The organism is Paenibacillus pectinilyticus, assembly GCF_001700435.1.
Classification (GTDB): Bacteria; Bacillota; Bacilli; order Paenibacillales; family NBRC-103111; genus Paenibacillus_E; species Paenibacillus_E pectinilyticus.
Genome location: NZ_LYPC01000027.1, coordinates 732,066 through 746,049 on the forward strand (window position 1 = coordinate 732,066; position 13,984 = coordinate 746,049).

Annotated in this window: 10 protein-coding genes; 9 read left to right on the forward strand and 1 reads right to left on the reverse strand. The window is 47.4% G+C overall.

The genetic code is table 11. The features are described from left to right. Nucleotides 1-165: 165 nt before the first annotated feature. Complete coding sequence (locus A8709_RS24910) at nt 166-1,668, reverse strand: alpha/beta hydrolase family protein (protein WP_065856220.1); 1,503 nt, start codon at nt 1,666-1,668, stop codon at nt 166-168. Nucleotides 1,669-1,979: 311 nt separating this feature from the next. Between A8709_RS24910 and A8709_RS24915 the strand changes: the two genes are divergently transcribed. The 9 genes from A8709_RS24915 (at nt 1,980) to A8709_RS24955 (ending at nt 13,857) form a co-directional block, all read left to right on the forward strand. Then, the gene (locus A8709_RS24915; RefSeq protein WP_065856223.1) at nt 1,980-2,681 is read left to right on the forward strand and encodes a response regulator transcription factor; all 702 of its coding nucleotides are present in this window, start codon (nt 1,980-1,982) and stop codon (nt 2,679-2,681) included. Beyond that, on the forward strand, nt 2,678-3,673 hold the full coding sequence (locus A8709_RS24920; protein ID WP_065856225.1) for a sensor histidine kinase: 996 nt from the start codon (nt 2,678-2,680) through the stop codon (nt 3,671-3,673). The genes A8709_RS24915 and A8709_RS24920 overlap by 4 nt, the downstream gene beginning before the upstream one ends. A gap of 135 nt (nt 3,674-3,808) precedes the next feature. Further along, entirely contained in the window at nt 3,809-4,582 is a 774-nt protein-coding gene (locus A8709_RS24925) for an ABC transporter ATP-binding protein (protein WP_065856226.1), read from the forward strand. Between the two features lie 64 nt (nt 4,583-4,646). Then, nucleotides 4,647-6,533, forward strand: coding sequence for an FtsX-like permease family protein (locus A8709_RS24930; RefSeq protein ID WP_065856229.1), 1,887 nt, complete (start codon nt 4,647-4,649; stop codon nt 6,531-6,533). A 303-nt stretch (nt 6,534-6,836) separates the two neighbouring features. After that, nucleotides 6,837-8,453, forward strand: a complete 1,617-nt coding sequence (locus A8709_RS24935) for a response regulator (RefSeq protein ID WP_065856231.1) — start codon at nt 6,837-6,839, stop codon at nt 8,451-8,453. A gap of 49 nt (nt 8,454-8,502) precedes the next feature. Next, the gene (locus A8709_RS24940; protein WP_141692642.1) at nt 8,503-10,293 is read left to right on the forward strand and encodes a sensor histidine kinase; all 1,791 of its coding nucleotides are present in this window, start codon (nt 8,503-8,505) and stop codon (nt 10,291-10,293) included. A 91-nt stretch (nt 10,294-10,384) separates the two neighbouring features. Continuing rightward, nucleotides 10,385-11,350 carry an ABC transporter permease gene (locus tag A8709_RS24945; protein WP_065856235.1) on the forward strand — a complete coding sequence of 322 codons (966 nt, stop codon included), beginning with the start codon at nt 10,385-10,387 and terminating at the stop codon, nt 11,348-11,350. Nucleotides 11,351-11,361: 11 nt separating this feature from the next. After that, a complete protein-coding gene (locus A8709_RS24950; protein WP_141692643.1) occupies nt 11,362-12,243 on the forward strand; it encodes a carbohydrate ABC transporter permease in 882 nt (293 codons plus the stop codon). A gap of 75 nt (nt 12,244-12,318) precedes the next feature. Continuing rightward, nucleotides 12,319-13,857, forward strand: a complete 1,539-nt coding sequence (locus A8709_RS24955) for an extracellular solute-binding protein (protein WP_065856239.1) — start codon at nt 12,319-12,321, stop codon at nt 13,855-13,857. Nucleotides 13,858-13,984: the final 127 nt, after the last annotated feature.

Consider the following 13,984-nt stretch of genomic DNA (forward strand, 5'->3'; position numbering starts at 1 on the left):
AAGGGGGCTTTTTATTTGTCAGAAAACAGCGTAAAAGTCGGAAATATAAATATTTTTTCTAACGAATGCTGCAAAAACTATCATTTTCGCCGCTTGTGAGTTATTTTTTAACAAATTCTGGAATATAAAATCAGTATCCTGTTTCGTAGTTTACAATTCCGTAATTTATAATAGCGAGGTTCCGAACTTCACCTCCGGATAGCGGCTATCCGGTCCTTTCATTAAGATTCCGCCTTGATTTTTCAGATACCTATCGAAGAAATCCAGCATATAGGCATTGATAACGGAGTTCGCTCTTTCGGGTGCGATCTTTCCTGTGATGCCTAGCATTTTGAAAATCGGAGAAATGAACTGTACGTCGGTGAAATTCAAATGCTCCGAATTTCCGATATAGAGGAATTGTCCCCCAGAATCGACCGATTGGCGCATTCGTTCAAGTTCTACCTTTTTGTCTTCCGTTACTTGATCCATCCATTCTCTCGTGTTGCCCATCCGTTTAAGCTCTGCCTCCGTGTAGACGTGGTTATCCATCACCATCTTTAATCTTTTGAATTCACTTTCCGAGTTCATAAACAAAAACGGCTTTCGCAAACCATCTCTGTCACGCAGACGATAAAGCCCTCCGTCCAGGTCTATTCCAACAGCGATTCGCGGATCGTAAGAAGCGTCATAGGCCGTCGCTCCGCCGATGGAATGACCAAACACCCCGACATGACCGAGATCAATTCTCCCTTTTAGCTGACTTGGCATCTGCCCCGATTGGATGAGTTCGAATTGGTCCAGTATATACGCCACATCGTCGGTTAACACTTTTCCCAACTTGTCGCGATTTCCACTTTCTGTCCGGTAATCATGGTCGGGTGAGAATAAGTCATTGGTTTGGATTGTCGTGATTCGACCGTCTGGAAACTTGGTTGCAAATGTATTGTAGGTGTGGTCAATCACGGCCACGATATATCCGTGACTTGCGAGATTTTCGGCTTGCGATGTGTGGAGGAACCTGGAAGAGCCGAAGCCGGGATTCGCAAGGATCAGCGGGTATGAGGTTTGTGCCGAAGAGATTTCGGCCCCCGGATAAGCATGACTAGATACGTACTTCAGGTGTTGTAAAGTAAACCCGGGAAGGCCATAGTTCGCGGCCATATAACGTAAAATCTGGGTATCGGGAATAAAGGGAGCGTATTTACCGGTGCTAGCTTGAGCCGGATACCAGACCTGAACCATCAATTCTCTCTTACCATCTCTGGTCTCGTCGAAAATCTCTTCTCTATTTGTATCCACGAAATGAAAAGCTTGCGTTCCCACCTTAAATTCGCCTGTTGGTTGAGGTAGTTTAAATACTGGAAAAGCATACATGAGACACGCTGTTACGACCAGCATTATCGCTATAGCGGTATAAGCTGAAGCCAATATGAATCGCGGGATTTTTTTAGGGTCGGTTTTTTTTAAAAAGTTATAACCTGAAATGGCTAAAAAAATGATCGTTATGCCATATGGAAGCAATAGCTGAACTCTGTATCCTTCCACCGTCCAATGAATGACCAATAAAAGTGTGGCGATCCCGCTTGCAACAAATACTGGAATTCTACGCCGTCCTTTTTTTAATAGGACTGTTAATGCAAACAACCCGATATTTGACAAAAAAAGCAACAGTTCAAACAGCCTCATCTCGATTCTCCTTTTAAAAAAATACTATGTTCGTTTGTTCCAATCTTATCCTGCCAGGCTGGCCTAAGCTATCGATTTGCCTTACATCTACCTTACAACTTTGTAATTCGATCTTGCGGTATTGGAGGACTCGTAAGACGGATTCTTTTCAAAATATAAGACTTTATAAGTTTCACGTACTAAATTTTCTTATATTTCTAGATAAACGCTCCCGTCCTTGAAGGACGGCGTAGCCGTTTATTTTGGCTTGAAAGAGTATCTCTTAAGGTTATAATAGATTGCAATGGAAATCAGAAAAGGAGTCAAGTCCTATGTTTAGTATCCTGATTGTAGAAGACGATCTTAAGCTAGCGCATTTGCTTCAATCATATATGGAAAAATACGGATATCAAGCTGAAGCGGTACAAGAGTTCGACCGAGTTATGGAGGTTTTCCAGGGCATTCGTCCGGATCTCGTGCTGTTGGACGTCAATCTGCCCCGTTATGACGGCTATTACTGGTGCAGACAAATCCGAACGGTCTCCACCTGCCCGATTCTGTTTATCTCCGCCCGCGACGGCAAGATGGAGCAGGTCATGGCACTGGAGAACGGGGCGGACGATTATATCGCCAAGCCTTTCGATTATGATGTGGTAATGGCCAAGATCAAGAGCCAGCTTCGTCGCGCTTACGGCTCATACGCCCTGGGCAAGAGGGAACGGATCGTGGAATGCAAAGGACTCGTGTTGTATCCCGAAAGGTTTGAGCTGACCTTATCCGGCAAAACCGTAGATCTCAGTCATAAAGAATCCTTGCTAATGGAAACGCTGATGGAAAGCAGCGCGAAGGTAGTCAGCCGCGATTGGCTTCTAGACAAGATGTGGGACGGTCAACAGGTAGTTGATGACAATACGCTTAATGTCAATATCACGCGCATCCGTAAAAAATTAGCCGAGCTCGGCATTGAAGGAGCGTTGGAAACCGTACGGGGTGCCGGGTATAAACTGCGGCCTTTCTGGAGGGAGGAGCCATGAGGCTGTTTTGGAGAGAGCATGTTCCGTTAATGTTCATGTATGTCGCACAGCTTCTGCTGACTGTTTATATGTGCCGCTTATCCGGTTTCCGAAATACCTTCGACCTTGTGTACATCTGCATGTTAAATACGGCCTTGTTCGCTTTTTATTTAATGTACCGTTATATCCGCCATTATCGATTTTATCAGAGACTGACTCGTCCTCTTCCTTCAATTGACGAATCGGCCGAATTTATCGGGAACGCACCGCTTGCGGATGCACTTGGGCATCTGCTGCAGGGGAAGTATCGACTTCATCAGAACGATATGGGGCGATACCGAAAGAAACTAAACGATCATATCACTTTTATTAATCAGTGGGTGCACCAGATGAAAACACCGCTATCTGTTATGCACCTTGCGGTTCAGCAAGAAACCGACCCCTTCTTTGACAGCATGCGAGAGGAAATAGACAAGCTGAAGAAGGGGCTCGACACGGTGCTGTATACCTCACGATTGGATGCGTTCGAACAGGATTTCGTGGCGGAGCCGGTGCATCTTCGTCAGTTGGTCGGGAAAGTGGCGGCGGAACACAAAAATTTATTTATCCGCAACAAGGTCTTCCCGGAAATCCACCTAGATGACCGATTGATGGTTATGTCCGATGACAAGTGGCTTGCATTCGCCCTAGGCCAATTAATTTCCAATGCGGTACGGTATTCGGCCGGCGCAAGCAGCCGGGTCATGATTACCTCTGAGGTGCAAGGACAGCGAGTCGCTCTTGAGATTCGGGATAACGGCGTTGGAATCCCGAAACAGGATATCAAGCGAGTTTTCGACGCTTATTTTACAGGGGAAAACGGAAGACGTTTCGGCGAATCCACCGGCATGGGCCTCTACCTGGTTCGGGAGATCGCTTCGCGGCTTGATCATCACGTCGAGCTGGAATCCGAGCAGGGAAAAGGAACGACAGTTCGTATATGGATGGGGATCGTGCATGTTCAAGCTCCATGAACATGCTTTTTTCTTACAGCATTGTAAGATTTGTTTAAGGATAATCGATGGGATAGCGAACCCAGGATCGGTTATGATTATGCGAGAGCCTTGGAAATTCGAAATTCCAACCGTATGAAAGGAAGAGTGCTTGATATGGATATGTTAATCGTGCGCAATCTGGGAAAAGTGTATGATGGCAGCATCGCGTATAAGGCGATGAGCGACATGAACCTGGTTGTCGAGAAAGGCGAGTTTGTCGGCATTATGGGTCCTTCAGGCAGCGGCAAAACAACCCTGCTAAACGTAGTATCCACAATCGACACGCCTACCTCCGGGGAAGTGTTGATTAATGGAGAAAACCCCCATTTATTATCCAAACACGATCTGGCCCTGTTCCGCAGACGGAAGCTGGGCTTTGTCTTTCAGGATTTTAATTTGCTTGATACGCTGACCATCGGAGAAAATATCATTCTCCCTCTTACGCTGGATGGGAAAAGCGTGAAGGAGATGGACGCCAAGCTTCATAGGGTGGCCGAAAAATTGGGGATCACCCAAATTCTGAATAAACGAACCTATGAAGTGTCGGGAGGGCAACGGCAGAGAGCCGCCATTGCAAGGGCTATCATTCATTCCCCTTCGCTGCTGTTGGCCGATGAGCCGACGGGGAATCTCGATTCCAAATCCTCACGTGATGTCATGGAAACGATGGAGGCCATCAACCATACCGATCATACGACCATACTGCTGGTTACCCATGACGCTCTCGCGGCTAGCTACTGTCACCGGGTCGTATTCATCAAGGATGGTCGGCTCTACAATGAATTTTACCGGGGGGACAACCGGCAGGCCTTCTTCCAACAGATTATTAATATGCTTTCACTAATGGGAGGGAATGCACATGAGCTTTCACCGCATCGTGTCAATTAAGGGGAGTTCCCGCATTATCCCGTCCATGATGACCATTACGGTAATAGGTCGGGAGGGCCAATAAATGACGTTGCGACAATTTGCCTTCCGCAATGTTAGCAGGAACAAACGGACGTATGCTGCTTTTTTTCTGAGCAGCACGTTTTCGGTGATGATCTTTTTCATGTACGCTGTTTTTATTTTTCACCCTGCCATTCGAAATTCCGGATTTAATTGGTCGGCGGTTCAGGCAATGAGGGTTGCGGAATATATCGTCTATGTGTTCTCCATCTTTTTCGTATTCTACTCCGTCAGTGCCTTCTTGAAATCCCGCAAACGGGAATTCGGCGTCCTCATCATGCACGGCATGACCTACAATCAACTGCGAGGAATCGTCTTTATCGAAAACATGCTGATCGGTTTCGCTTCCATTGTGGCAGGTCTTGCCGCCGGTATGCTGTTCGCCAGGCTATTCATGATGATCGGAGCGGATGTGATGCAGATGAGCCCGCTGCCATACTACATGCCAAGCAAAGCAATTTTGCTCACACTGACCGCATTCGTGCTGTTGTTTCTCTTCATCTCCGCGTTCACTGCCGCATTCGTACGGGCCAGCAAGCCGATCGATCTGCTGAAAGGCGGTGCCAAACCGAAGCCGGAACCTAAATCATCCGTTTTTCTTTCAATTACAGCGTTCTGCCTTCTTCTTACCGGATACATCATATCGTTCATGGCCAAAGGCGTCACGGTCGTTTTCGCTCTTTTGCCGGTCACGGTCATCGTCATCATCGGTATTTACTTGTTGTACACACAGTTGAGCGTGTTTGTGATGCGCACTTTAAGAAGCAACCGCTCTGTCTTTTTGCACAAAACGAATGTGCTCGTTTTTTCTGACATGGCTTACCGCATGAAGGACAACGCCCGCATGTTCTTTCTCGTGACGATCGTTTCGACAGTTGCCATCTGCGCCATGGGCGGCTTGATGGGATTTCTGGAAACCATCCACAAACAAATCTCGGATGCGTACCCGTTCGCCTATACTTACATTCAAACCACCGGCGAGGCTAAGCAAGCAGCTTCTCAAACGAGAATAATCGAGCAAGTGCTCAAAGAACGTGGAATTCGTTATGATACATGGTCCATCCATATTGCGAATTTCGATTCGATAGATGGACAATCATTGAACTTTATCCGCTTGTCCGAATATACCCAACTTGCCAATGCCTTGGATTACCCGATCCTGTCGCTGCAAGGAAATGAAGCTGCGGCCATTTGGACCATGAAAAACCGGCCGTTTCCGGAACAGGAGTGGTCAGTAAAGGGAACATCGCTTACACTCAGCATGAAACAAACCATCGGAAAAGCCGTCACGCCTCCCATTGTCGATGAACCGCTGTTGATCGTTCCGGATCGGATACTTGATTCGTTTGGCAATCCGAGAAAAGATCAGCTGTTAACCGCGTACGATACGGACAGCGCCGATTCAACGGCGGACACGGGGGAGGCCATCGCTCATGAGCTCGGAAATGCACAAACCTCCGGTTTTTGGTTCGTATCTGCTGCCTATCTGGAGGAACAGATGAAGCGGACCTATAATCTGATGCTTTTCGTAGGATTGTTCGTCAGTTGCGTATTTTTTATTGCATCGGGAAGCTTTCTATATTTCCGGCTGTTTACCGACCTGAACGATGACAAGATGAAGTACCGTTCCATAACGAAGATCGGGTTGACGGACAAGGAGCTGGAGAAGGTGGCGAATCTACAGATGGCGCTGTTGTTTTTCGTACCGCTTGCGGTCGCGCTCATTCACAGCTCGGTAGCTCTTTACGCGCTGCATAACCTGCTTCACTCGCCGGTGATACATTCGGCCATTACGGTCTGCGTCGTTTTCCTTGCCGCGCAATTCCTGTACTTTTTACTGATCCGTTACCGTTATATAAAGCATTTGAAACAATCAGCGGGCTTTAACTGATGGCTCCTATTGCTGATAAGAAGCAATGAATAATTAGTTTAGCCATTTCTATCGTGGATTTCTTTACATTCTAATCCATTCTGAAACAACTTAAACGGAGCGCCGCAGATGCAGATTTGCAGGCTCCGTTTTCTAATTTTTGAAATATCACAACAGTCATATCAGACCAGAAATAGTAGGATCCCCCCTGCAGCATTTTCCCAAAAACTCTTATAATAGAAGAAGGTATGTGCAACGATAGAAGGTTATTTCTGTATGTCTATTCGATATATTCCTTCAATTTCTAACAAGGAGACTTGCATTATGTATAAATTGGTCATCGTCGATGATGAGCCTGCAGTCCGGGGAGGGCTCAGCAAATTCGTGGAGTGGAGTAACTATGGGATTTTTCTTGCCGGAACTGCAGATGATGGAGATACGGGATTAGAATTGATCGAGCGAGTGAAACCAGATATCGTGCTGACGGATGTGATGATGCCGGTCATGGACGGTATACGAATGTCGAGGGAGATTCGAGAGCGGCTTCCTGAGACGAAAATCGTATTTATCAGTGGCCACAATGAAGCCAACCTGTTGCGTTCGGCCTTGCAGGTTCATGCTGCCGATTATATTTTCAAACCAGTCAAACGAACGGAGCTCCAAAAGGTGATTGAAGGTGTCGTACGAGACTTGCGTGCGGAAGAGAAGGAGCGGCAGCGCCTGAAAGACATGGAGGTCAAATTGACCCAGAGTATGCCACTGCTTAGGGAGAAATTTTTGATGGCGTTGATCCAAGATGGGGAGGCAAAGCCAGAGGTGCTGCGGGAAAGAGCTTCGTTTCTCAATCTGGAACTGCCGCTTGAAACACCATATCTCGTACTCGTTATAACCATTGACGATGCAAGGGAAGTTCTAGGTAATCGTTCGGAGAGGGACAAGCAGTTGTTGTCGTACTCACTCTTGAACGTGGTTCAAGAACTGATTGATCAGTACCTGCATGGGTATGCTTTTGAGAACAGAGCGGCTGAGTTCGTTGGACTGTTAGTGCTTGATGATCCGATGAAAGACCCGGAAGCAACGCTGCTCTTGCTGGCAGAGGAAATTCGCGACAATCTGAAGCGCTGGCTGAATATTAGCGTTACGATTGGAGTAGGCGAACGTGCCGATTCGATTCGGATGCTTCCAGCATCTTTCCGGCATGCACGCGATGCGGCGGACCAAAAGTGGTACATGGGCAAGAATCAAGTGATCACGATGGACAGTTTAGAAGTTGGCGCTGCCAGTCCGATTCGGTTCGATAGCAGTCAGATTGAGCGACTGATATCCGTGCTGAAATCGGGGGAAAAGCAACCATTGGAGTTGGAAATGGAAAGCATTCTCGAGCCACTGGCGCAATTTCGCAAGGATGGCTTTAAATATGGCAGGCAGGTTGGACTGCAAATGATCGCTCTCGCCGGCAGGTTGCTGCTTGACCTTAATTTGCTTACCCACGAGAAAGAAGAGGAGGAAGCGTTGGCGCTAGATCGACTCCTGAAACTGGAAACGATGGATGAGTTAAAAACCTTTGTAAGCGATTACCTATATCGCATATGCTGCTGGATTCAGGAGAAGCGGAGCGGACGATCGAGTAATGTGATTGAACAGATTCAGAAGTTTATTTCCGAGAATTACGCCAAGAATTTGGCCATCGCTGAGATCGCTGCTTACGTTTACCTCAGTCAGACTTACGTCAGTTTATTGTTCAAGCAGGAGACTGGCGAGACGATTTACGAATATTTGATGAAAGTCCGTATTGCGAAAGCAAAGGAATTGCTGGCAGATCCTCGCATCAAATTCTACGAAGTGTGCGAGCTGGTCGGCTATACGGATCCAAGCTATTTCAGCAAGCTGTTCAAGAAGATGACCGGGCTTACGCCAAGCGCTTATCGGGATCAACAATAGGAGATAAAGTGTTTAGCATTCAAAAGGGGTTGATCCAGTGAGTGGGGTTTTGCAAAAAAGAAGGATTCGTCCCTCTAATTTGTGGGAAGGCGTTGTAGCGGCCAGAAGGTGGATGCTTGCCTACGGTCTGATGATTTTCCTGCCCGTATGTGTGATGTTGTTCGTGTATTATGAACAATCCTCCCGGATTTTGCAGGAGGAGGTGACCCAGACCATGCAGCAGACGTTGAAACAGGCAGGTATTAATTTAAGCTCGCGGCTCAACTATGTAGTGAATTCCTCCAATTCTATCTTTATGAACAATAAACTGTATGAAAATTTGGATCCCGCTTCTCCAATTATCGAGCGCATCGCGCAGTCAAAGGAGCTGCGCAATTTGCTAGAATCGGTGCAATCGGCACCAGACATTGTCAGGGCGCGAGTTTTTACCGATCCGGGGAATTTATACGGATTCGATTTATTGAATCTTTTTCCGCTAGATAGCTTAAAAGATCGCCCATGGACCAATGAGGTCATGAACGCTAGCGGCAGTATCGTGTGGACGGGCATCTACGAAGAAAACTATCTGGACTCGGGATCAGCACGGATTCTTTCCTGTGCGCGATTGCTGAGACATCCGCGAAATTTTGCTCAGAGTCTGGGTGTGCTTATGCTTGACGTTCCTGAGAAGATGCTCTCTGACATAATTTCCGAGCTTAATTTTCCAGCACAAAGTCGTGTATATATCGTGGATCGCAGTGGGACTATCATTTACAGCGCGGAGCAATCGGTCATCGGCACCAAGACTACCCTTGCGAGTGAATCTGATGAAGGAATCATCAAACGGTCTGAAAACGGTGTAGACGTGTTTGAAGTGCGTGCACCCATCCGAGCTGCGGATTGGCGTCTCGTGCTGGAGGTGCCCAAGACTGACCTGACCCATCGCACAACCACATTAAGTCAGTGGTCTGGCATCGCGACGGTCGTTGGCATGACGATCATGTTTTTGATCCTTGTGTTCATGTTATTGGCGTTTGTTATTAATGGGATGAACCGTCGAATCAAATCGGTCGTCAAGACGATCCGCACGGAAGGTGTTGAAGGGCTGGAGGAGCCGGGAGGCGACTTTCGGTTACTTGAGCGAGTTGTCGATCATTTGGTGCATCGCGTGAAGGATTTGATGGAGGAGGCCTACCGTTCGAAAATGCTGGAGCGAGAGGCTGAACTACGTGCGCTGCAAGCGCAGATCAATCCGCATTTCCTCTATAATACGCTGGATACCATTAATTGGTTGGCGATTTCTCGCGAAGCCGATGATATTAGCCACCTGATTGAGAGTCTGTCTGATTATTTTCGGCTTAGCCTGAATAAAGGGAAGGATCATGTCTTCGTAGTGGATGAGCTTGAGCTCGCGAGAGTCTATTTAGAAATTCAACAGAACCGCTTCCCTTCCACATTTGAGTTCGTCATTAAAGCGGATTCGGAGGCGAGTCGTTGTGTCATTCCGAAGCTGACGCTGCAACCCATCGTTGAGAATGCGCTGCTCCACGGCATACGCAAAAATAAAGGGAAAATCGGAATCATTCACATTCACGCGAAGCGGTGTGGAGACGTGCTCGAAATTACCATCCAAGATAATGGGATTGGCATGGACGAGCAACTTGCTTCCAGTCTATTGTCGTCTTCGCGCTCTTTGCTGCAAACGGAAGGAAGCGGCAGCTCGTATGGTCTATACAATGTGAACGAGAGAATCAAGCTTATGGCTGGTTCCGATTATGGACTGACAGTCCGTTCACGTCTAGGGGAAGGCACTGAGGTGAGCGTTCGTCTCAAGGCGATGCAAGAGGAACAAAGTAAGTAGGATAGGACTAGAAAGTGTCGGATTACCCTCTACATGACGCATTCTCCTGTAGGTACAATTAAGGCATAAGTGCAGGAGGTGCAACCACAATATGAGCGAAATCATCACACATTTGAATGGGAAGGCAGAGCAGACCAGGCTTTCTCGCAAGCGAGAAGGCAGATGGCGAAGGGTATGGCGGAACCTCGATACGTATGTACTTTTGGTGCCCGGGCTGATCCTATTGCTGTTGTTCAAATACACACCGATGTACGGAGTCTTAATCGCTTTTCAAGACTTCAACATTTTTGAGGGGATCAGAGGCAGCCAATGGGTCGGATTGGAGCAGTTCCGAAAGCTCATGCAATCGGCAGAATTTATGCAAGTGTTCACGAATACATTGCTCATCAGTATTTACAAAATTGTGTTGCTGTTTCCGATACCGATCCTGATCGCGCTGCTGCTAAACGAAATTCGGTTCCCAGCGTTCAAACGAACCATCCAGACGATTATCTACATGCCTCACTTCTTATCCTGGGTCATAATCTCTGGCTTGTTCATGACGATCTTGTCCCCTTCTGACGGACTTGTTAATACAGTCATCCATTGGTTCGGCGGCGAATCCATACGTTTTTTTATGGACAACCACGTATTTAGAAGCGTCGTCGTGTTCACGGCAGGCTGGAAGGAGATCGGCTGGAACGCGATCATCTTCATCGCTGCCTTAGCGAGTGTCGAGCAGGAGCAGTATGAGGCGGCTTCCATCGACGGTGCGAATCGCTTGCAGCAGATGTGGCATATCTCGCTTCCCGGCATAGTGCCAACGATTATCCTGATGCTCATTCTCCGCCTTGGTATGGTGCTGGATGCAGGCACAGAGCAGATCCTGACCATGTATAACCCTACTGTCTACGCATCCGGTGATGTGATCGGTACGTTTGTTTACCGAATAGGTCTCGGAAAGATGGATTACAGCTTCAGCACAGCAGTCGGCCTTTTCAATTCGGTCGTTGGCTTTATTCTCATCATCTCCGGCAACTGGCTCAGCAAAAAAACGCTGAACCGCGGAATATGGTAGGGAGGCCTGACATGCAAATTCGTAAAAGAACATTCAGCGACTGGGTATTAGATAGTTTCGTCTACGGCTTCATGATCGTGTTAGGCCTAATTACGTTATTGCCGATGATCCACGTATTCTCCAAATCCGTCAGCTCGGACTGGGCGCTTGTATCGGGACGTGTGAATCTGCTGCCGGTAGGCTTTCAGCTGGATACGCTCCTAAAAGTCGCAACCTCTTATGCATTTGGCCGGGCATTCGCTATTTCGGTCATCGTGACCGTCGTTGGGACCCTATTGAGCATAGTGGTGACCGCCATTACAGCCTATCCGCTATCTAAGAGGCATTTGCCCGGTATCTCGGGAATTATGGTCTTGTTCGTTTTCACGATGCTATTTAACGGAGGACTTATTCCGAATTACCTGCTAATTCGCGATCTGCATTTGTTAAACAATTTATGGTCGCTCATTTTACCTGCCATGATTAGTGTGTTCAACATGCTGGTCATCAAGAGCTATTATGAAGGACTTCCCGAAGCACTTGAAGAATCGGCGCGAATGGATGGAGCCAAAACGTATGTGATTTTGTTCCGTATCATTTTACCGCTTAGTATGCCTGTACTCGCTGCGATCGCCTTGTTCTATGCTGTAGGCTTTTGGAACGATTACTTCAGTCCGATGCTGTACATTAGTGATCCCTTATTGAAAACGCTTCAACTGCATCTGCGCGATATCGTAATGGAGAACGATACGGCGAACGCGCTCAACAAGTCGGCAGACGATCTGATGAATATGTCACCAGAAAGTATTCGCGCCGCTACCGTAGTGGCCTCTACCGTGCCTATCCTTCTCGTCTATCCGTTCCTTCAGAAATATTTTATTAAGGGTGTATTGATTGGTTCCGTCAAAGGCTAATGCTGCATTAACGCCGGCGGAATCCACCGCTGCTTAATGATATATTTCACATCATATATAGGAGGGTTTAAAAAAATGAAGAAAACAATGAAATGGGCTGCACTCCCTGTCGCAGTCAGTCTGATGCTGCTTACCGCTTGTGGTACAAGTAGCGGAGGAGAGACTAGCAGCTCCCCAACGCCAGCCCCATCCACACAGCCAGCGACAGCTGGACCAAAGCCTGAACTGAAAGCGCTTATGCGTTTGGCTCCTAACTTCGCTAAAGATCCAATCGCCGCAATGCTGGAAGAGAAGACCGGGTACAAAGTCAATTACGAAGCCCTCCCGGTCGATAAACCGGAGGACAAACTCAATCTGCTCATTGCTTCTTCGGAACCTTATGATATTGTCTCGACAGCTGGGGACAGCAGTTCCAAAGCGATCTATGCCGATTATGCCAAAAAAGGTGCGTTGGTCGATCTCACTCCGCTCATTGAAAAGTACGGTAAAAACATCAAAGCCTCGTTGTCCAAAGAGACACTGGAAATGGCCAAAGTCGACGGGAAAATCTATGCGATTCCGACGCGAACCCTTGAATCCGTTGGCACGAGCCTGATGATCCGAAAGGATTGGTTGGATAAGTTGGGGCTGAAAGTACCAACGACACTTGACGAGCTGACGGTTGTCCTCAAGGCGTTTAAAGAGAAGGATCCTGGTGGTAACGGAGCTAAAAATATTCCGATGTCTATCAAGGGTGACAATCCATTGGTTGACAACCTTGTAGGTGCCTTCGGCATGGTCAACGATTGGAACGATGTGAACGGTAAGCTGGTCCCCCGTGCGATGAATCCTGCGCTTAAGGAATATTTGACTTATATGACTGATCTTTATAAGCAAGGCTTGCTGGATCAAGAGTTTGCGATTAACAAGGATGCAACGGTGAAAGAGAAGTTTACAAACGGCAAAGCGGGTGCGATCGTGTTGCATTGGGCTGACATCCCAACGATTGATGATGCACTGAAGAAAAACTTCCCGAATGCCACCTATGCCTACATTCCGGCATTGATTGGCAAGAACGGCCAGGCAGGTCTGGCACAATCATCGGGATTCGATCGGTTGACATTCATACCGAAAGCGTCTAAACATCCGGAAGATGCGATCAAGTGGATGGACGCCAAGTTGGACCCAGCTACGTTCAAAAACATGGCGATCGGCGTAGAGGGCACGCACCATACCGTGAAAGACGGAAATTATTACCCGATTTTGCCTATCTTCAATGACGAGCGAGGAACGGCCAGCAACTATTTGACCGGTATCGACGAAGCCAAATATCCGATCTACTGGCAGGCTCGCGTACGCAAAGATGATCGACTCTACAAGGGCTGGGAGTTTCTGAACAAATTACAAAAGCCAGAAGTGTTCAAGCAGAACCCGCTGGGATTAGCACCTTACTTCCCGAATTACTCCAAGGAAAATGCACAGCTTAACCAAATGGTCAACGACTATGCGGTCAAGATCATTGTTGGCGGCGAACAGCTTACAGGCTTCGATGCCTTTACGGATAAATACAAAAAAGCCGGTGGACAAACGAGCTACGACGAAATTAATGCTTGGTACGTGACCACTCGTAAATAACACAGTGCGGCAGTCTGTCATAACGCTCATGCGACGCAGATTGCCGCTTCTGCTGTGCCATTTTAGATAAGGATAAGTATGGAAAGGGGGAATGCATGCTGTAAGTCGAGTAAGTTGGTAATATCCA